This is a genomic window from Moorella sp. E306M (assembly GCF_006538385.1).
Classification (GTDB): Bacteria; Bacillota; DSM-521; order Neomoorellales; family Neomoorellaceae; genus Neomoorella.
On sequence record NZ_BJKO01000001.1, the window covers coordinates 1,475,804 to 1,496,027 of the forward strand.

The 20,224-nt window shown below is 58.3% G+C and carries 19 protein-coding genes; 14 read left to right on the plus strand and 5 right to left on the minus strand.

Annotation, left to right across the window (positions count from 1 at the left end):
• Positions 1-132 precede the first annotated feature (132 nt).
• Positions 133-879, plus strand: a complete 747-nt coding sequence (locus tag FLZ89_RS07840) for an N-acetylmuramoyl-L-alanine amidase (protein ID WP_141263158.1) — start codon at positions 133-135, stop codon at positions 877-879.
• Positions 880-930: 51 nt separating this feature from the next.
• On the opposite strand, the gene FLZ89_RS07845 is transcribed toward FLZ89_RS07840, so the two are convergent.
• From FLZ89_RS07845 to FLZ89_RS07855, 3 genes are all read right to left on the minus strand, one after another.
• Positions 931-2,373 (minus strand): carbon starvation CstA family protein, encoded by a 1,443-nt coding sequence (locus tag FLZ89_RS07845; RefSeq protein ID WP_141263156.1) that lies wholly within the window; start codon positions 2,371-2,373, stop codon positions 931-933.
• A 117-nt stretch (positions 2,374-2,490) separates the two neighbouring features.
• On the minus strand, positions 2,491-3,240 hold the full coding sequence (locus FLZ89_RS07850; RefSeq protein ID WP_141263154.1) for a LytR/AlgR family response regulator transcription factor: 750 nt from the start codon (positions 3,238-3,240) through the stop codon (positions 2,491-2,493).
• Positions 3,237-4,943 (minus strand): sensor histidine kinase, encoded by a 1,707-nt coding sequence (locus FLZ89_RS07855; protein ID WP_141304741.1) that lies wholly within the window; start codon positions 4,941-4,943, stop codon positions 3,237-3,239. The genes FLZ89_RS07850 and FLZ89_RS07855 overlap by 4 nt, the downstream gene beginning before the upstream one ends.
• A gap of 257 nt (positions 4,944-5,200) precedes the next feature.
• Between FLZ89_RS07855 and amrA the strand changes: the two genes are divergently transcribed.
• From amrA to FLZ89_RS07870, 3 genes are all read left to right on the plus strand, one after another.
• The gene (gene amrA, locus FLZ89_RS07860; protein ID WP_141263150.1) at positions 5,201-6,577 is read left to right on the plus strand and encodes an AmmeMemoRadiSam system protein A; all 1,377 of its coding nucleotides are present in this window, start codon (positions 5,201-5,203) and stop codon (positions 6,575-6,577) included.
• Positions 6,578-6,638: 61 nt separating this feature from the next.
• Positions 6,639-7,637, plus strand: a complete 999-nt coding sequence (amrS, locus tag FLZ89_RS07865; protein WP_141304742.1) for an AmmeMemoRadiSam system radical SAM enzyme — start codon at positions 6,639-6,641, stop codon at positions 7,635-7,637.
• Between the two features lie 14 nt (positions 7,638-7,651).
• Positions 7,652-8,584: an aminopeptidase gene (locus FLZ89_RS07870; RefSeq protein ID WP_141263146.1), complete on the plus strand. Its 933-nt coding sequence runs from the start codon at positions 7,652-7,654 to the stop codon at positions 8,582-8,584.
• Here FLZ89_RS07870 and FLZ89_RS07875 read toward each other — a convergent pair.
• Entirely contained in the window at positions 8,581-8,853 is a 273-nt protein-coding gene (locus FLZ89_RS07875) for a hypothetical protein (protein WP_141263144.1), read from the minus strand. The two genes, FLZ89_RS07870 and FLZ89_RS07875, sit on opposite strands and share 4 nt — an antisense overlap.
• Positions 8,854-8,974: 121 nt before the next feature.
• Between FLZ89_RS07875 and FLZ89_RS07880 the strand changes: the two genes are divergently transcribed.
• The 10 genes from FLZ89_RS07880 (at position 8,975) to FLZ89_RS07925 (ending at position 19,841) form a co-directional block, all read left to right on the plus strand.
• Positions 8,975-10,162 (plus strand): M20 family metallopeptidase, encoded by a 1,188-nt coding sequence (locus FLZ89_RS07880; RefSeq protein ID WP_141263142.1) that lies wholly within the window; start codon positions 8,975-8,977, stop codon positions 10,160-10,162.
• A gap of 27 nt (positions 10,163-10,189) precedes the next feature.
• Positions 10,190-11,155, plus strand: coding sequence for a hypothetical protein (locus FLZ89_RS07885; protein WP_141304743.1), 966 nt, complete (start codon positions 10,190-10,192; stop codon positions 11,153-11,155).
• Between the two features lie 106 nt (positions 11,156-11,261).
• Complete coding sequence (gene argC / locus FLZ89_RS07890) at positions 11,262-12,302, plus strand: N-acetyl-gamma-glutamyl-phosphate reductase (protein ID WP_141304744.1); 1,041 nt, start codon at positions 11,262-11,264, stop codon at positions 12,300-12,302.
• Positions 12,303-12,362: 60 nt separating this feature from the next.
• Positions 12,363-13,580: a bifunctional ornithine acetyltransferase/N-acetylglutamate synthase gene (argJ, locus tag FLZ89_RS07895; protein ID WP_141304745.1), complete on the plus strand. Its 1,218-nt coding sequence runs from the start codon at positions 12,363-12,365 to the stop codon at positions 13,578-13,580.
• A 68-nt stretch (positions 13,581-13,648) separates the two neighbouring features.
• Complete coding sequence (argB, locus tag FLZ89_RS07900) at positions 13,649-14,539, plus strand: acetylglutamate kinase (protein ID WP_141263134.1); 891 nt, start codon at positions 13,649-13,651, stop codon at positions 14,537-14,539.
• 18 nt (positions 14,540-14,557) lie between these two features.
• The gene (locus FLZ89_RS07905; protein ID WP_141304746.1) at positions 14,558-15,763 is read left to right on the plus strand and encodes an acetylornithine transaminase; all 1,206 of its coding nucleotides are present in this window, start codon (positions 14,558-14,560) and stop codon (positions 15,761-15,763) included.
• A gap of 44 nt (positions 15,764-15,807) precedes the next feature.
• Positions 15,808-16,752, plus strand: a complete 945-nt coding sequence (argF, locus tag FLZ89_RS07910) for an ornithine carbamoyltransferase (RefSeq protein WP_141304747.1) — start codon at positions 15,808-15,810, stop codon at positions 16,750-16,752.
• 136 nt (positions 16,753-16,888) lie between these two features.
• The gene (locus tag FLZ89_RS07915; protein ID WP_141263129.1) at positions 16,889-18,097 is read left to right on the plus strand and encodes an argininosuccinate synthase; all 1,209 of its coding nucleotides are present in this window, start codon (positions 16,889-16,891) and stop codon (positions 18,095-18,097) included.
• A gap of 79 nt (positions 18,098-18,176) precedes the next feature.
• Complete coding sequence (gene argH, locus FLZ89_RS07920) at positions 18,177-19,553, plus strand: argininosuccinate lyase (protein WP_141263127.1); 1,377 nt, start codon at positions 18,177-18,179, stop codon at positions 19,551-19,553.
• A 93-nt stretch (positions 19,554-19,646) separates the two neighbouring features.
• Positions 19,647-19,841, plus strand: a complete 195-nt coding sequence (locus FLZ89_RS07925) for a hypothetical protein (RefSeq protein WP_141304748.1) — start codon at positions 19,647-19,649, stop codon at positions 19,839-19,841.
• A gap of 8 nt (positions 19,842-19,849) precedes the next feature.
• Here FLZ89_RS07925 and FLZ89_RS15935 read toward each other — a convergent pair.
• A partial coding sequence (locus FLZ89_RS15935) for a zinc ribbon domain-containing protein (protein WP_216363848.1) occupies positions 19,850-20,224 on the minus strand: 375 nt, incomplete at its 5' end.

Genomic DNA, 20,224 nt, shown 5'->3' on the forward strand with positions numbered 1-20,224 from the left:
TTTTGCTTGAAATTTAATTTTAACAATATAAGGAAGGAGGATCAAGGATTATTTTTTTGCCCGGGCAGGAAATAGTTCCCTGGTTTAACGAACTAATTTAGGGCATATTTTTTACCGGGGGAGGCGGGGTTCATGGCGCGGGTGGTATTTGTTCCCCGGCGGCGCAGCCTTAAGTTTATGGCAGCCGTACTGGTAGTTACGGCTGTACTTTTGGCCTGGAGTCGCTACCAGGGCCTGAAAGAGGAGCAGGCCATCCAGGCCCTTTCCTGGGCGGTGGCCAACCAGGTGGTGGTGGTCGACCCCGGCCACGGCGGGATTGATTCCGGAGCCACAGGCCCGGCTGGAACCCCGGAAGACCGGATTAACCTGGCTATCAGCCAGCGCCTGGCAGAATTTTTAAGCCAGGGCGGCGCTCACGTTTTCCTCACCCGCCAGGATGAAAACGTCCAGGAAGGAGAATCCGGCGATGATCTGGTGGAACGGGTTAAGCTCGCCCGGAAGGTCAAGGCTGACCTCTTTATCTCCGTCCACTGCAACGCCTTTGACGGCCGGGAAAGGGGCGCCCAGCTCTTTTACGACCCCAAATCGCCGGAAGGGAAAAAACTGGCTGAGGCCATCCAGGCGGAAATCAGGCGCCGCCTGGCCAATACCGACCGGGTGCCTTTAAGTATTGATGCCTTTGTCCTGCGTACCCAGAAGATCCCGGCAGTCATTGTGGAAGTCGGCTTTATCTCCAACCCCCGGGAAGAAAAGCTCCTGGCGGATCCCCACTACCAGCGCCAGATGGCCTTTGCCATCTATGCCGGCGTTGTTAATTACCTGGCGGGAAAAGGCCCCGGGGCTGGGGAGTACGGCCAGGCAAAAAGAAAAGCCCCCTGATGCAGATATAAAAATCCCCGGGTTAGGAGTTTAACCCGGGGATTAATTTCTTTACCTGGTCTCCGGTTTGGGTTTGGCGCCGCTTAAGACAGCTTCCCGGCTGTAAACCTGCCACAGGAAGGCCAGCAGAGCCAGGGCGGCTGCGGCTATACCTACCGGGTAGGAAATGCTGGTGGCCAGGTGCAGGCCTTCCGGCGCCTGGAGGATATAGGTGATGCTGACGGCCGTCATGAAGGTAGCCGGAAGTGTAGCCACCCAGTGGAAGCTGCGCTGCCGGGCCAGGTAGACGGCGGCGGCCCAGAGGGCAATCATGGCCAGGGTCTGGTTGGACCAGGCGAAGTAACGCCACACGATGGTGAAGTCAATCTGGCTCAAAATAAAACCTATGGCAAAGATGGGAATGGCAATTTTATAGCGGTTAATTATGGGCCCCTGCTTTAACCCCAGGAATTCGGCAATGGTGAGCCTTGCTGCCCGGAAGGCGGTATCACCGGAGGTGACGGGCAGGACGATAACCCCCAGGACGGCCAGGACGCCGCCAATGGTACCCAGGAGGGTAAAGGAGGCCTGGTTGACGATGCCGGCCGGACCGCCCAGGCTCTTTAAACCGTTAGCCAGGCCGTTGGTGCCGCCAAAGAAAGTCATGGCAGCAGCGGCCCAGATAAGGGCGATAATCGATTCAACAATCATGGCCCCATAAAAGACCCGGCGGCCATAACGCTCATTTTCCAGGCAGCGAGCGATTATAGGCGACTGGGTGGCGTGGAAACCGCTGATGGCGCCGCAGGCAATGGTGATAAAGAGAAGGGGCCACAGGGGCGCTCCCTGGGGATGCAGGTTGGCCAGGGTTAATTCAGGAATATGATACCCTTTAACCATAATCCCGCCGATAATCCCTATGGCCATAATAATTAGCACGGCGCCGAAGAGGGGATAAACCCTACCAATAATTTTATCAACAGGCAAAATTGTCGCCAGGAAGTAATAGGCTAAAATGACGGCCAGCCAGAAAGTATAGGTTAAGTGCGCAGGAGTTAGCTTGGCCAGGAGCTGGGCCGGGCCGGTCATGAAGACGGTACCTACCAGGATGAGGACGACGACGGTAAAAATATTAACGAATTGTTTCATCTTGGAACCAAGGTAATTGCCGACAATGGCCGGCAGGTTGGCGCCGTCGTGGCGCACGGAGAGCATGCCGACGAGGTAATCATGGACGGCGCCGGCAAAGATACCGCCCAGGACGATCCAGATAAAGGCCACCGGCCCCCACAGGGCCCCCTGGATGGCGCCGAAAATGGGCCCCAGGCCGGCAATGTTTAAGAGCTGGATCAGGAAGTCCCGTTTCCAGTTCATGGGCACATAGTCAACGCCGTCGTTGAGCCTCAGTGCCGGGGTGGAGCGCTGTTCCTGGGGGGCAAAGACCCTCTCGACAAAAGTTCCGTAAAGGAAATAGCCCACCAGGAGGATTATGATGGATACCCAGAAAGTTACCATAAGTGCTGCGACCTCCTCTGCCTGATTATCTATTTAAAATTTTAAGGCCAGAGGGAGGGAGCGACCATTTATATTGCCCCAACGACGCTATTGATGCCTGAACGGCGCCGGGAGAACTTAAAAGCCGAGGACTGCCCGCACGTCCTTGAGATAGGTGCGGCCGACGGGTATTTCGGTCTTTTCCTGGTCCTTGAGCATCAGGCGGTAGGTGCCGTGGAAATAGGGGACTACTTCCCGTACCAGGTCAAGGTTGACAATAAAGCTGCGGTGGACCCTTAAGAAACCACTGTCCAGCTTGTCTTCCAGTTCCTGCAGGGTGCCGGGAAATCGCAAAGTGCCCTGGTTAGTTTTCAGGAGCACCTGGTGGCCCTGGGCTTCGGCATAAATAATATCCCCCGGGTCGATAACCAGCAGCCGGTCTTCCTTCCAGGCGGCCACCTTGGTAGTCTTGCGAGTAGTCGCCAGCTGGCGCAGGAGGTTGGCCAGCGGTGGGGTTTCATGTTGCTGGAGCAACTGGCGCACCCGGGCCAGGGTGGTGGCCACCCTTTCGGCCGTGAAGGGCTTTAACAGGTAATCGACGGCATTGAGTTCAAAGGCCTCGATGGCGTAGTCGTCATAGGCAGTGGCAAAGATGATTAAGGGGGTACGGGGCTGCTTTAAAAGCAGCCGCGCCACTTCTACCCCGTCCAGGTCCCAGAGTTCAATATCCAGAAAAACAACCTCCGGCTGCAGGGAAGAGGCCAGTTCCAGGGCCTCGCTGCCCCCGGAAGCCTCACCGCAGACCGTAAAGTTGGCATCCTGTTCAATATAATAACGTAGTTCTTGGCGGGCCGGTTCTTCGTCGTCGACGATAAGGGCCTTGATCAACTGGCAACCCCTTCCTTCAGTACCGCCTGCCCCTGCCGGGGCAGGGAGAATTCCACTCGCGTACCGCCTTCCGGATTCAGGCTAAAGCGGAGGCCGTATTCCGGGCCGTAGAGCAGGCGCAGGCGCTCATGGACGTTAAGTAGGCCGACATTGTTACTATTGCCCGGTTTACCCGTTAATAACCCGTTTACTTTGTTTAAATCTATACCTATACCATTGTCACTAACTGTTATCAGGGCCTCGCCGTTTACCTCCCGGGCGGTGATGGTTACCTGTCCTCCCTCCCGGCGGGGTAAAAGGCCGTGCTTGACGGCGTTTTCCACCAGGGGCTGGAGGGTCAGGGCCGGCAAAAGGTAATGGGCCACTCCGGGCTCGACATCAATGGTTACCTCCAGGCGGGAGCCGAAGCGGGCCTTCTCAATGGCCAGGTAAGAACGTACATGCTCAATTTCCGTAGCCAGGGTGACCGGCCGCTCCGGGTGCTGCAGGTTGCGGCGGAAAAAGTCCCCCAGGTAGCCCAGGAGCTGCCGCGCCTTTTCCGGGTCCAGGCGGCAGACGGACATGATGGTATTCAGGGCATTAAACAAAAAGTGGGGGTTGATCTGGGACTGCAGGGCCCGGATTTCGGCTTTGGCAACCAGTTGTTCCTGCCGGTCAATTTCCGCCAGTTCCAGCTGGGTGGAGAAGAGGTGGCCCAGGCCGGCGGCCAGCTCCAGGTCCAGGGGGCCAACGGCATTGGCCCGGGTATGGTAGAGCTTTAAGGTGCCGATTACCTTGCCCCGCGAGTGCAAAGGGACGACTACGGCTGCCTTTAAGGGACAACCATGGTGGTGGCAGCCGATTTCTGCTGCTACCTGGGCCACCTGAATTTTGCCGGTGTCGAGGGCCTGGCGGGTGGCGTTGGTCAGGACCTTCTGGCCCTGGCGGTGATGGTCGCTCCCGGCACCGACGTGGGCCAGGATCTCATCGCCGCTGGTAATGGCTACAGCCTCCAGGCCCGTAATCTCCATAATAATAGCGGCTGCCTGGCGGGCGGAATCCGCATTGAGGCCCTGGCGTAAGTACGGCAGGGTCTTGTTGGCAATCTTTAAGGCCTTCTGGGCCTGGACGGCACCGGCCAGCTCCTGCTCCCGAAGCACACTCTGGATAATGATTACGGCCAGGGCAATGCCGCTGGCATTAACCAGCATCATGGGCCAGGCGATGATCTTGACCAGGCTCCAGGCGGCGGCAAAAGGCCGCGCCAGGGCCAGGATAATCAGCATCTGCAATGCTTCAGCAACAAAACCGGCGGCAAAGGCCACCGGCCAGGGCAAAGGGCGCCGGCGGTAGGCCCGCGCCACCAGGCCCCCCAGCAGGCCTTCGACAGTGGTGGAAACGCCACAGGCCAGGGCGGTAAAGCCCCCCATAAAAAACCGGTGGCCGCCGGCAATAAGCCCGGCGAGGAAACCAACCAGGGGACCACCAAACAGCCCGCCGACCATGGGGGCAATGACCCGGGAGTTGGCCAGGGCATCCTGGATGGGGATGCCGGTGTAGCTGCCGAAGATCCCAAGCAGGCCAAAAAGCAGGATTAGTAGGAGTTTTTGGTAGGAACTGGCCTGCTCTTGGAGCAGTTTCCGGAATATCCGGGAACGGCTCAGGATAAAGGCCAGGGTTATAACTACACTCATCCGTTCAACCAGGGATATGAAAAGGGGCATTTCCTGTCACCTCCGGGTAGGTAAATTGGCATTAAACCTGCCACCGGATAGCCGGAAACAGCAGCGTGCGCATAGCCAGCTTATTCCCTTTTATTGTAACGTAATTACCACCGCCGGCACAATAGCAAATGGCACCAGGATCTTACCCCCTGTCAAAGTGGTGGTAGATGTGGTAAAGTAAACCTGAAGGGAAACCCTGGGCTGGAAGCAGTTACATGAAAAGATGGGCGCCGAGACATATTAAAAGGGGTGATTATATGGGACGCATACTGGATGTGGCCTTTATGCCCCACCCGCCGCTTATGGTCCCGGAGGTCGGGCGCGGCGAGGTGGCAAGGATTAAGGCTACGGTGGCAGCGGCCAGGAAACTGGCAGCCAGGGTGGCTGCCCACCAGCCGGAGGTAATAATTATCATTTCCCCCCACGGCCCGGTTTTCCGCGACGCCGTGGGAATCTGGGCCACCGGGGAGCTAAAGGGTGATCTGGCGGCCTTTAGAGCCGGGGAAGTCAAGTTTACTTATCCTTTGGACCTGAAGCTCAGCCGGGCCATAGCTGAGGCGGCCCGGGAAAGCGGGCTGCCGGTGGCCTGGCTGGACGATGCCGCCTGCCGCCGTTACGGGTTAACCCCGGAACTGGACCACGGTATGATGGTGCCCCTCTATTACCTGCGCCAGGCAGGTATTGCTACCCCCCTGGTAGCCATGGGCATGGCCTTCCTGGAAAGGCAACAGCTCTATGCCTTTGGCGCTGCCCTGGCCCGGGCCATTGAAACCGGCCCCCATCGTGTTCTGCTGGTGGCTAGCGGCGATCTTTCCCACCGGCTCCTGCCCGGGGCACCGGCCGGGTACGACCCGCGGGGCAGGGAGTTTGATGCCAGGGTAAAGGAGCTTTTGGCTCGCCTGGACGTGGAGGGCATCCTGGCCATACCGGAAGATCTGGCGGAAAAAGCCGGCGAGTGCGGCCTGCGTTCCTTTATAATGGGTCTGGGGGCCCTGGACGGCTATGAAGTGCGGGGTGAGGTTTTGTCCTACGAAGGCCCCTTTGGCGTCGGTTACCTGGTCGCCCACCTGGAGCCTGCAGGGAAAGATCCGGGGCGGAGCCTGCTGGCTGAAGCAAAAGAACCGGAAGCAGAGTCGCTGCCGGTGCGCCTGGCCCGCCAGAGCCTGGAGCATTACCTGCGCACCGGCAAGGTGCTACCCGTTCCCGAACCCCTGCCCCAGGAACTGGCCGGCCGGGCCGGTGTCTTTGTATCTATCAAGAAACACGGCAGTTTAAGGGGATGTATCGGTACCATCGGCCCAACCAGGGCCAACCTGGCCGAGGAGATTATTTACAACGCCCTGGCAGCCGGTCTGGAAGATCCCCGTTTTCCCCCGGTAACAGTAGAAGAACTGCCGGAACTCCAGTATTCGGTAGACGTCTTGAGCGAACCCGAACCGGCTACCCTGGCTGACCTGGACCCCAAGGTATACGGCGTCATCGTCAGCTGCGGCCGGCGGCGGGGACTGCTCCTCCCGGATCTGGAGGGCATTGATACCGTTGAAGAACAGGTGGCTATTGCCCGCCAGAAGGGCGGCATCGGTCCCGATGAACCATACCAGCTGGAAAGGTTTAAGGTTACACGCTACCATTAATTAATTAAACCAGTGTTGGGAAAACATCCGACAAGCCAGGCAAATGACGGAGGATTAACCAATGGCCGGAAGGGAAGCTATGTATTATGTAAAGTTATCCGGAGAGAAGGTGGAATGCCGTCTCTGCCCCCATACCTGTGTTATTGCCCCCGGTGGCCGGGGCATCTGCCGGGTACGGGAAAACCGGGAGGGGTGTCTATATACCCGCAACTACGGCCGCTGTTCCTCCCTCGCCCTGGATCCCATTGAAAAAAAGCCCCTCTATCATTTTTATCCCGGGAGCCTCATACTCTCGGCCGGTACAGTGGGCTGCAATTTTCGCTGTGAGTTCTGCCAGAATTGGGAGATAGCCCAGGAAGAGCCGGAGACGGTAGCCATCACCCCGGAGGACCTGGTCCGGAAGGCCCGGGAAGCAGGCAGCCTGGGGATAGCATATACCTATTCCGAGCCCCTGGTGTGGTTTGAGTTTGTCCTAGCTACAGCCCGGCTGGCCCGGGAAGCGGGACTGAAGAATGTTATGGTGACCAACGGCTTTATCCGGCCGGACCCCCTGGCCGAGCTCCTGCCCTGGATTGATGCCTGGAATATTGATGTCAAGGGTTTTAACCTGGAATTTTACCGTAAAGTCGTCCATGGCGACTACCGGCCCGTCCTTGAGACGGCGGCGGCAGCATTAAAAGCTGGCAGCCACGTAGAGATCACGACGCTCTTAGTGACCGGCTTAAACGACGACCCGGAGGAACTGGCCGGGCTGGTAAAATGGGTGGCGGATAATTTAAGCGTAGATACACCCCTGCACTTTTCCCGCTACTTTCCCCGGTACCGCCTGAAGGCGCCGCCGACGCCCCTGGCGACCATGCGCCGCGCCCGGGAAGTGGCCCGGCAGTACTTACATTATGTTTACCTGGGTAATGTGGCCGACCCGGAGGCGAACAACACCTACTGCCCGGTTTGCGGCGAACTGGTCATCCGGCGGACAGGTTATCATGTTTCCCTGCCGGGCCTGGCAGGGCGTACCTGCCGCGCCTGCGGAAGCGAGCTGGCCATTGTAAGGGATTGAAAGGAGTTGTTAACATGCCTGATCTGGCTTCAGCCTGCCGCCTGGCCCTTATGGAATGCCTGGCGGTCAGGGCCGGAGAAACAGTTCTCGTCGTTACCGATACTGAACTGCAGCCTATCGGCGAGGCTTTTTTTGAGGCCGCCAGGGAGCTAAAAGCCGAGGCGGCCATCATCGCTATGCTGCCCCGGGACAACCACGGCCAGGAACCCCCGGCTGTGGTAGCGGCAGCCATGCGGCAAAGCCGGGTCGCCGTCCTGGCTACCTCCAGATCCCTATCCCACACCCGTGCCCGCCGGGAGGCTAACGCAGCCGGCGCCCGTATCGCCTCCTTGCCCGGCGCCACAGCCGATATGTTGGAACGCACCCTGGCCGTCGACTATAAGGCCCTGGCTGCCGATTGTGAGCATTATGCAGCCGTTTTGACCCGGGGGCAGGAGGTCCACCTGACGACCCCGGCGGGAACGGAACTTACCTTTAGTATTGCCGGCCGCCAGGGGCACCCCGATACCGGCCTTTACACCCGGCCGGGCAGCTTTGGTAACCTGCCGGCGGGGGAGGCTTATATTGCCCCGGTGGAAGGAACGGCGAAGGGGCTCCTGGTTATTGACGGGGCCCTGGCCGGCATCGGCGTTTTAGAAAAACCCTTGCGGATTAAAGTTGAAGCAGGGCAGGCCGTTGCGGTCAGTGGTGGCCGGGAAGCCCGCCTGTTAGAGGATATTTTCACCCGTTACGGACCGGCCAGCCGCAACATTGCTGAACTGGGTATAGGGCTAAATCCCCTGGCCAGGCTGACAGGCAACGTCCTGGAGGATGAGAAGGTACGGGGTACAGTTCATATTGCCCTGGGGGACAATAGAAATTTTGGCGGCCAGGTGGAAGCTCCCAGCCACCTGGACGGCATTCTCCTCCAGCCCCGGCTCAGGGTTGACGGGCAGCAGGTCCTTTAGCTCACACCCGGCCCCGGCGGGGCGCTGATCGCCTGGGCAGAGGGGTTGCCGCTGCGTACTGGATTAGTTCCGGGGTAGCGGTAGTGAGGGGGAGTTGCCAAGTTGCGGGGCAGCCCGGCTGGCGGGAAGTATACTTTGCCGGTAAGGGTGTCCATTTTCTGGTGCCGGTAAGGGCAAAGGATGGGCTGGCCCTGTTCCAGGATCCCGGCCAATTCGCAGGCACCGTCGTTTAAATAGGAGCAATGCCGGTTGCAGGTAGCCAGGGTCATGGGAGTACCTCCTTTTACGTAATTGAAGTTCGCCGGTGGCGGAGGTAACCCATTGAGGGCTCCTCAAGGGTATTATTTCCCCTGGTGGGTAATCTAATCTATCGGCTGCAAGGAGGCGCATATGCTTGCCGTCAAAGAAAGAATTGCCCGGGACATTGATACCTTAAAAGAACAAATTATCAATGTGGCCGAGGCTATTTATGATCACCCGGAACTGGGCAACCAGGAGTATTTTGCCGTAGATCTACTGACAGGCATCCTGGCGGAGCGGGGTTTTAAGATTACCCGGCCCCTGTGCCAGCTGCCGACAGCCTTTAAGGCCGAGCTTGTCGGCGGTCCCGGTCCGCGGGTGGCCCTGCTGGCCGAATACGACGCCCTGCCAGGGCTGGGGCATGCCTGCGGTCACAACCTGATAGCTGCTGCCAGCCTCGGGGCGGCATTGGCGTTAGCAACTATAATTAATGAACTTCGGGGGACCATTGTCGTTTTAGGTACGCCGGCCGAAGAGACCCGAGGGGCCAAGGTTGTGCTGGTTCGCCATGGCGTCCTGGACGACCTGGACGCGGTGATGATGTTTCACCCTGGCGATACCACTACAGTAGAAGTAAATTCCCTCGCCTTGGAAGCCCTGGAATTCGTTTTTGAGGGGCGGGCAGCCCATGCCGCCTCCAGCCCGGAGGAAGGTATTAATGCCCTGGAAGCAGTCATCCAGTTATTCAACAATATCAACAGCCTGCGTCCCTACCTGAAAGACGGGACCAGCATCCAGGGTATTATTACCGAAGGGGGTACTTCGCCCAACGTCATTCCCGAACGTGCCGTGGCCCGCTTTTACGTACGGGCCCGTACCCGGGGTGCTTTAAATAAAGTGGTCAAACGGGTGGAGAATTGCGCTACGGCGGCAGCCCTGGCAACGGGTTGCCGTTACTGGTACCACAACTACGAACCTTCCTATGAACCCATGCTGACTAATCGCGCCCTGGCCGCAGCCTGGCGCGACAACTTGAAAAAGCTGGGAGTAATGGATTCGGGTTCCCCCAGCTACAGCCGCGGTTCCCTGGATATGGGTAATGTCAGCCAGGTGGTGCCAGCTATCCACCCCTACTTATCCCTGAACGCCGGCAAAATGGTGCCCCACAGCTACCAGTTTGCCCGGGCAGTACGAGGCGAGGCCGGGCGGCGGGTTGTAATCCTGGCTGCCAAAGCCCTGGCCTGGACGGCGGCGGATGTCATGCTTGACAGGGAGCTGTTGCAGCGAATTAAAAAGGAATTTGCCAGCACTATTCATACCCGCCATCCTGATGCATAATAATTTAAAAGGATGGAGGGAGGGGACATGGGTAATCGCTGGCGCTGGTTACAGTCATTAATAATTATCGCTGTGGCAGCCGTTGTCTTCTGGCAGCGGGCGACAACAGGGGAAGTCAACGTTTATGAAGCCCGGGCCCTGGCCGTAATGGGCCAGGACAGCAAGGAAGGCAGGGAAATATTACAGGAACTGGCCGAAGGACGTAAAATTGGGGTTTATCACCTGCAGGCTGAAGGGGATATTGCCCCAGCGGAAGGGACGGAAAAGATTATCGGCGTTACAGTATCTAAAGACCGGGGCCTGCTAGGTATCTTCAGCACCCCGGGGAGCCAGCCAGTAATGCTGGCCTGCTTGAATACCCTGCCCCTGCAGGAAGTAAAGGTGGTCCAGCTGGAGGCCGGGCGCAATGCCATATTAATCCGGGAACTCCTGGATGAGCGCTTCGGCGGCTATTTTTTGAGCAGCTTTTATGCCCTGTATAGCTGGCAGGGGGAAGGTTTGCAGGAAATTTGGCGTAAAGTTGCCGGGAACGAAGAACGCTGGCATAATAAATGGTTGGACCAGGGCGAGGGCTGGCAGGGGGTAAGTGAACAGGTGATGATAGATTTTACCCGGGTAGAGGGGCGGCTGGTAATTAAAACCATCAGCAGCCAGACCATCTGGTCGGCCCCGGAAGCAACCGGTCCCCGGACGAAAATCCAGAGCCGGACCGTAACCCACACCTACCGCTGGGAGCCGGCCTGGGGAGCCATGGTCATGGCCGTGGGCAGGGTAAATAAAACCACCAGCCTTAAAGAGCGCCAGGGGAACAAGTATGTTGACCGGCTTAAACTTGCCGCCGGGGAGGAGGTAGCTGTCCTGGAAGATGAGGACCTGCTGTCCTGGTTAAAACCGGGGGAACCTTCTTACTGGCGGGTAAAGACCGGAACCGGAGGCGGCCAGGTGGGTTATGTTTTGAAGTCCCATCTGGACCTGTTGCCGGGCAAGGCCTAGCAGCTAATATAAGAATAAGGAACTGTTATTTTTTTTTGCCGGTCTATTGCATTAATATGCAGGTTAGTTGTATAATTATAACACCAGATCAAGGAGGTTCCCGCCATTGGTCAAAGCAGGCATTATCGGCGCCACGGGCTATACCGGTGCCGAACTGGTGCGTATCTTAAGCAGGCACCCGGAAGTGGAGCTGGTGGCCCTTACCTCCCGGCATTATGCCGGCGAGGAGATGGCTGGCGTTTACCCGGCCCTTACCGGTTATACCAGCCTCCCATGTGAAGCTTTAACCCCGGAAGAAGTCCTGGAGCGGGCCGAAGTGGTCTTTATCGCCCTGCCCCACGGCCACGCTGTAAAGGTAACCACCCGGGCCCTGGGGAAAGGTGTCAGGGTCATCGACCTGGGCGCCGACCTGCGCTTCCGGGAGGCAAAAACTTACGAGGAATGGTACAAAATCCCCCACGGTAATCCTGAACTGGCAGCTCACGCCGTCTACGGATTGCCCGAAATCCATAGAAAAGCCATACGCCAGGCCCGGGTGGTCGCCAACCCTGGCTGTTATCCCACCAGCGTCATTCTAGGCCTGGCGCCCCTGCTCAAGGCCGGTTATATCGACCCGGCAACCATCATTATCGATGCCAAATCGGGTGTGTCCGGGGCCGGCCGGGAGGCCAAAGTAACCAGCCTTTTTGTCGAGTGCCATGAAAACATCAATCCTTACGGCGTCGCCGGTCACCGCCATACCCCGGAGATCGAACAGGAACTGAGCGCTCTTGCGGGGACGGAGGTGAAGGTATCCTTTACCCCCCACCTCCTGCCTATCAGCCGGGGAATCTTAAGCACCATGTATGCCACCCTGGCCCGCCCGGCGACGGAAGCAGAACTCCGGCAGGTTTATCAGGACTTTTACGCCGGAGAGCCTTTTATCCATCTCCTGCCGCCGGGCAGGTGGCCCCATACCCGCTGGGTCTACGGCAGCAACAACTGCCATATCAACTTGACTGTGGATGGCCGTACCGGACGGGTCGTGGTGGCCAGCGCCATCGACAACCTGACCAAAGGCGCTTCCGGCCAGGCGGTGCAAAACTTCAATCTCATGTGCGGCTTCCCGGAAACTATGGCCCTGGCTGCACCGGGAATATGCCCTTAAGTAAGGAGCGGGCGAGACAATGCCAGCCTGCTAGAGAGTTGTTTTTGGAGGAAGGAAGAAATGATTGAAGACATCCAGCTGGTTTCCGGCGGCATTACCGCCCCGCAGGGTTTTGTGGCTGCCGGCATCCATGCCGGTTTGAAAAAGGAAAAGAAGGACCTGGCCCTGATTGTCAGTGAAGTACCGGCAGCGGCAGCAGCCGTTTATACCAGAAATCGCGTCAAGGCAGCACCCCTGATAGTTACCAGAGAGCATCTTAAAAGCGGGATAGCCCGGGCCATTGTTTGTAATAGCGGCAATGCCAATGCCTGTACGGGGGAGCGGGGTTACCGGGACGCCCGGGAAATGGCAGCTATTACGGCTGCAGCCATAGGCTGCGAACCCTGGCAGGTGGTGGTGGCTTCCACCGGTGTGATTGGCGTGCCCCTGCCCATGGATAAGATCAGCGCCGGCATCCGGGCGGCCGCAGAAAAGCTGGCAATGGACGGCAGCAGTGCTGCGGCGGTGGCCATTATGACTACCGATACTATGAAAAAGGAAATTGCCGTCCGGTTGTCCCTGGGAGGGGCCACGGTAACCATTGGCGGCATAGCCAAGGGTTCCGGCATGATCCACCCCAATATGGGGACCATGCTCTGCTTTTTGACCACCGATGTCGCCATGGAGCAGGATGACCTGGACCAGGCCTTGCGGGCGGTGGTGGACCGGACCTTCAATATGGTAACGGTGGACGGCGACACCAGCACCAACGATATGGTCGTCATCCTGGCCAACGGCTGCGCCGGCAACGCCCCCCTGACCATTGAAGATCACGCCGCCTTCCGCGCCGGCCTGGAGTACGTCTGCCGTGAGTTGGCCCGCCTGATTGCCCGGGATGGCGAGGGCGCGACCAAACTGCTCACTGTAGAAGTGCGGCGGGCGGCCAGCGAGGCGGAAGCCCGTATGGTTGCCCGGGCCGTGGCCGGTTCTAACCTCGTAAAGAGCGCTATCTTTGGCGCCGATGCCAACTGGGGCCGCATTATCTGCGCCGCCGGTTACTCCGGGGCAGAGATCGACCCGGATAGAGTTGACATTTACCTGGAAAGCCGGGCCGGCTGCGAGCAGATGGCCCGGGATGGCAAGCCCCTGCCCTTTAGCGAAGAAAAGGCGGCGGCTATCTTGCGGGAAGAGGAAATCACCATTACCCTGGATTTAAAGCAGGGAACGGCCGCAGCCACCGCCTGGGGCTGCGACCTGACCTACGACTATGTAAAGATCAATGCTTCCTACCGGACTTAAAATAGAAGGTCCACTGCTGACCCGTAGAAAAGCCCCGGTATGGGGGTGCGTACTGGAGGGAACGCAAGATGCCCCTTTCACCCCTGGAAAAAACAGAAATCCTTATCGAGGCCCTGCCCTATATCCGCCAGTTCTACGGCAAAACGGTAGTGATCAAGTACGGCGGCCATGCCATGACCAATTGCGACCTGAAAAAGGCCGTCATGCAGGACGCCGTTCTCATGCACCTGGTGGGCATGCGACCGGTCATTGTCCATGGCGGCGGGCCGGAAATTACCGGTATGCTCAAGCGCCTGGGCAAGCAGTCGCAGTTTATCCAGGGCCAGCGGGTGACTGACGCCGAGACAATGGAGATTGTGGAAATGGTCCTGGTGGGGAAGATTAATAAAGAAATTGTCACCAATATCCACCGTTACGGCGGCAAGGCCATCGGCCTCTGCGGCAAGGACGGCAACCTCATTGAAGCCAGGAAACAAATAGCCCATATCCAGCAGGAAGATGGGGCGGAGGTTGACCTGGACCTGGGTTTTGTCGGCCGGGTGGAAAGGGTCAATCCCGGCATTATTGAAACCGTCATCGCCGAAGGTTACATCCCTGTGGTGGCCCCCATCGGTGTAGGACCTGATGGTGAAAGCTACAATATAAATGCCGACCTGGTGGCGGGGGAACTGGCCGTGGCTTTAAAGGCCGATAAGCTGGTCCTCCTGACGGATGTGGAGGGGATTCTAGCTGACCGCAATAATCCTGGCTCCTTAATCTCCGCCCTGGAGGTCGGTCGGGTACCGGAGCTCATCCGGCAGGGAGTCATTGACGGCGGCATGATCCCCAAGGTTAACTGCTGCATCCGCGCCCTGGAAGGCGGTGTGAAGAAAACCCATATTATTGACGGGCGCATACCCCACTCTATCTTGCTGGAGGTATTTACCGACACCGGGGTGGGGACCATGGTGGTGCCATAAATATGGAGGTGGCCGGAAATGGATAACGCGGCTATTATCGCTCTGGGGGAAAAATACGTGATGCGGACCTACGGGCGCTACCCCCTGGCCCTTGTGCGGGGCGAGGGGGCCCGGGTGTGGGATGCCGACGGCCGGGAGTACCTGGACTTTGTAGGCGGCCTGGCGGTCAACTCCCTGGGGCACTGCCATCCCCGGGTGGTGGCGGCCATCAGGGAGCAGGCCGGGAAGCTCCTCCACTGCTCCAACCTTTACTGGATTGAGCCCCAGGTGGAACTGGCCCGGTTGCTGGTGGAAAATTCAGCCCTGGATAAAGTCTTTTTCTGCAACAGCGGTGCGGAAGCCAATGAAGCGGCCATTAAACTCGCCCGCAAGTATGCCAAAGAACACCGGGGGCCGGAAAGCTACGAGATCATTACCATGCGCCGTTCCTTTCACGGCCGTACCCTGGCTACCCTGACGGCTACCGGCCAGGAGAAATTCCACCGTGGCTTTGCTCCCCTGCCGGCAGGCTTTAAATACGTCCCCTTCAATGACCTTGCCAGCCTGCGGGCGGCAGTAAGCCCCCGGACCTGCGCCGTCATGCTGGAACCGGTCCAGGGAGAAGGCGGCGTCTACGCGGCCAACAGAGATTACCTTCAGGCGGTGCGGGCCCTCTGCGACGATGAAGGACTTTTACTTATCTTTGACGAAGTACAGTGTGGCCTGGGCCGCACGGGCTATCTTTTCGCCTACCAGTATTATGGGGTGGAGCCCGATGTTATGACCCTGGCCAAGGCCCTGGCCGGGGGGGTGCCTATCGGCGCCATGCTGGCCAAAGAAAAGGCAGCCGCTGCCTTTGGCCCCGGGGACCATGCCTCTACCTTCGGCGGCAATCCCCTGGCTACGGCCGCCGGGGTGGCCGCCTTTAAGGCCCTGCTTGAAGAGGGCCTGGTGGAAAATGCCCGGGTCCTGGGAGAATATTTCTACCAGGAGCTGGAGAGGCTGGTCCGGGAATTTCCCCAGTTAACAGAAGTAAGGGGCCGCGGACTGCTGCTGGGACTAGAGATTGACGGCCCGGCCGACGCGGTGGTAGCCGCCTGCCAGGAACGGGGTTTGTTGATCAACTCCCTCCACGGCCACGTCCTACGTTTCTTGCCCCCCTTGACTATCAGTAAAGACGAAGTCGACCGGGCTGTAGCTATTTTAAAGGAAGCCTTGCAGGAAGTTCTGGGACAAGGAACGTAAGAGACAAGGTTTAATATATCAAAATGCGAAAGGAGATCTATTTAATGAACGACCTGGCAAAGGGTCTCAAAGGCCGCGACTTCATCTCCCTGAAGGATTTTACCACCGAGGAAATCTTTTACCTCCTGGACCTGGCCGACGAACTCAAGACCAAACTTAAAAGAGGGGAGCCCCACCCACTCCTTGCCGGCAAGACCCTGGGCATGATCTTTACCAAGCGTTCCACCCGCACCCGGGTAGCCTTTGAAGTAGGCATGTACCAGCTGGGCGGCTATGCCCTTTTCCTAACCAAAGACGACCTGCAGCTGGGCCGCGGTGAGACCATTGCCGATACGGCCCGGGTCCTGTCCCGCTACCTGGACGGCATAATGATCCGCACCTTTGCCCACCAGGAGGTGGAGGAACTGGCGGCCCACGCCACCGTCCCCGTCATCAACGGCCTGACGGATTTGCTACACCCCACCCAGGCCCTGGCGGATATCATGACCATCCGCGAGTGGAAGGGTACAGTTAAAGGTTTAAACCTTACCTTTATCGGCGATGGCAATAACGTCGCCCATTCCCTCATGTACGGCGGGGCTAAAGTGGGCCTCAACGTGACCATCGCCTGCCCTCCCGGTTATGAGCCCCTGCCCCAGGTGGTAGAAGAAGCCCGGCGCATAGCCGCCTACAACGGCTGCCAGATAGCTGTAACCAACAATATCCGCGAAGCTGTTGAGGATGCCGATATCCTTTACACCGACGTTTGGGCCAGTATGGGCCAGGAGGCCGAGGCGGAAAAGCGGCGCCAGGCTTTCCAGAAATACCAGCTTAACAGCGAGATATTGAAGCTGGCCAAACCTGACGCCATGGTCATGCACTGCCTGCCGGCCCACCGGGGCGAGGAGATTACCGACGAGGTGATGGACGGTCCCCAGTCAGCCGTTTTTGACGAAGCTGAAAACCGTCTCCACGCCCACAAGGCTATTTTGGCGGCACTGATGGGTTAGCCTATCTTGCCAGGTTTCTATTTCCCTCCCAGCGAACTATGAAAATGAAGGCTCAAGTAGAAGGCAGAGATATTTTACCATAAAAATCACTATTTCTGGCAGAATACTATTTTCGCAGGAGGAAGGAGTTTCTACTATGGCGGAAAAGGTAGTCCTCGCCTATTCCGGCGGGCTGGATACTTCCATTATTATCCCCTGGCTCAAAGAAACCTACGGCTACGAGGTTATCGCCGTGGCCGTTGATCTCGGCCAGGGAGAGGAACTGGCCCCCCTGGAGGAAAAAGCCCTCAAGAGCGGGGCGAGCAAAATTTACATCCTTGATAAAAAGCGGGAGTTCGTTGAAGATTATATCTGGCCGACTTTAAAGGCCGGGGCCGTCTATGAAGGCAAGTACCTCCTGGGCACCTCCTTTGCCCGGCCCCTCATTGCCAAATGCCTGGTAGAGGTGGCTGAGAAGGAAGGCGCCACCGCCGTGGCCCACGGCGCCACCGGCAAGGGTAATGACCAGGTGCGCTTTGAACTGGGAGTTAAAGCGTTAAACCCCGATCTGAAAGTCATCGCCCCCTGGCGCCTCTGGAACATTCGCTCCCGGGAAGAGGCCATTGACTATGCCACCGCCCGGGGCATCCCCGTACCGGTCACCAAAGATCGGCCCTACAGCATGGACCGCAACCTCTGGCACTTGAGCCACGAAGGCGCCGACCTGGAGAACCCCTGGAACGAACCCCAGGACGACCTTTATTTAATCATTACCCCGCCAGAACAGGCCCCGGATAAACCCACTTATGTGACCCTTGACTTTGAAAAGGGCATCCCGGTGGCCGTGGACGGGGAAAGGCTGGACGCCGTAACCCTGGTGGAAAAATTGAACGACCTGGCAGCGGCCAACGGCGTCGGCATTGCCGACATGGTGGAGAACCGCCTGGTGGGCTTGAAATCCAGGGGCGTTTATGAAACCCCCGGCGGCACCGTCCTTTACCTGGCCCACCGGGAGCTGGAAGCCCTCACCCTGGACCGCATGACCATGCACTTCAAGGAAATTGTGGCTGCTAAATACGCCGAGCTGGTCTATGACGGCAACTGGTTCTCGCCCCTGAAAAAGGCCCTGGATGCCTTTGTGGACAGCACCCAGGAAACGGTCACCGGCAGCGTGCGCATGAAGCTGTACAAGGGCAGCTGCACCCCGGCAGGGGTTAAATCGCCCTACTCCCTCTACAGCGAGGACCTGGCGACCTTCGGCGCCGGCGGCGATTACGACCACAAGGACGCTACCGGATTTATCAACCTCTTCGGCCTGCCTTTGACGGTTCGGGCCTTGATGGAAAAGCAGGCGGGTTTGAGGTAGTACTTCGAAGGCTGACATTTGTTGGGAGCGAACGAAAAACAAATGTCAGCTTTGAATTATGAACAAAGGGAGTATCTCTATGAAGCTCTGGGGCGGACGCTTTACCAGGACAACCGACCGGCTGGTGGAGGACTTCCATTCCTCCATCAGCTTCGACCAGCGCCTTTACCGGCAGGACATAGCCGGCTCCATAGCCCATGCCAGGATGCTGGCAGCGGTGGGGCTCATTACCCCGGCCGAGGGCGAGGCCATAATCAAAGGCCTGGAAGAAATCAGGGCCGATATCGAGGCCGGGCGGGTAACCTTTGACGTGGGTGCTGAAGACATCCATATGAACATCGAAAAGCTGCTCACGGAACGCATCGGCGCACCCGGCAAGAAGCTGCATACGGCGCGCAGCCGCAACGACCAGGTAGCCCTGGACCTGCGCCTTTATTTAAAAGAAGAAATTCCGCAAGTAAAAAGACTCCTCGCCGGCCTGCAAAAGGTCCTGGTGGACCTGGCGGCCGAGCACCTGCACACCATCATGCCCGGCTATACCCACCTGCAGAAGGCCCAGCCCGTCACCCTGGCCCACCACCTGCTGGCCTACTTTGAAATGTTCTACCGCGACCAGGAGCGTTTAGACGGGTGCCTGGCGCGGGTAGATGTCATGCCCCTGGGCGCCGGCGCCCTGGCCGGGACAACCCTCCCCATTGACCGGGAGAAGGTGGCCAGAGAACTGGGCTTTAAAGAGATCAGCGCCAACTCCCTGGATGCTGTGGCCGACCGCGATTTTGTGGTGGAATTCCTGGCGGCAGCTTCCCTAATCATGATGCATTTAAGCCGCCTGGCCGAAGAAATAATCCTCTGGGCCAGCGAGGAATTCGGCTTTATCGAGCTGGACGACGCCTACAGCACCGGCTCCAGCATGATGCCCCAGAAGAAAAACCCCGACGTGGCCGAGCTGGTGCGGGGGAAGACGGGCCGGGTGTACGGCCACCTCATGGGCATGCTGGCGGTCCTGAAAGGTTTACCCCTGGCCTACAACAAGGACCTGCAGGAGGATAAAGAAACCCTCTTTGACGCCCTGGATACGGTCAAAGGGTGCCTCATGGTCTTCACCCCCATGCTGGCCACGGCTAAATTCAGGGTTGAGCGCATGCGAGAGGATGCGGCCCGGGGCTTTGCCGCTGCCACCGACGTGGCCGAATACCTGGTGCGCAAAGGTTTGCCCTTCCGCGAAGCCCATGCCGTGGTGGGGGCATTGGTCCTCCACTGCCTGGAACAGGGCAAGTCCTTTGAGGACCTCACCCTGGCCGAGTGGCAATCCTTTTCACCTTATTTCTCGGAAGACATCCTTAACTGCATAACGGTGGAAGCCTGCGTGCAGGGCCGCGACCTCCTCGGCGGCCCCGCCCCGGCCGCTGTAGCTAAGGCCCTGGAGCGGGCCAGGAAAATTCTTGCGGGAATTTGAAGAATATGATAGTGCCCGGACTTTAGCAATAGGTCCGGGCATTTTTTATTCCGGCCGATATTATCAAGTTCTATTATCAGGCCAGGTAAAAATGTGAACCTCCGCCGGGACAAGCCCGGCGGCTTCTTTAAAGCAACCGGGGTATCCCGGACGGTCCTCAGCACCTCATCGGAAGACGCCTGCCGGAAAGAACAGGTCTTACTCCCCCTCCTTGCGCTACATCCAGACACCCAGGTTAGCCCCAAATGCCGGATGGCCCGGTCCATGGGCATCTACTACTCAGCGTAGATACATCTTTATGCGGCCTTTTTCTTTTTATGGCACGGCATCGGCGTTAACACTGCAGGCCGCGCATAAAACACCGTTTCCGGCAACTTGCGCCCAGGGGTGAACCGACCGTTTACGACTAAATCCAGTATGCCCGTAGCGCCTATTACATCGCGGTGAACCCCACCGAAGCCACAATCCCTGTCACCACACCGGTAAATGCGGCCGGTTTGCTTTGTATACTTGCTGCATGTTGGGCAGGTGCCGGAAGTGCCCCGTTCTTCGATTTTCTCCAGGGTGATGCCGTGCCGCTTGAGTTTATATTCCAGGAGATCCCGTAGCCGGCCGAAGGTCCACTGGCTCATCCGCTGGTTGTGATGCCGCCCGCAGTCCTGTTCCCTTAC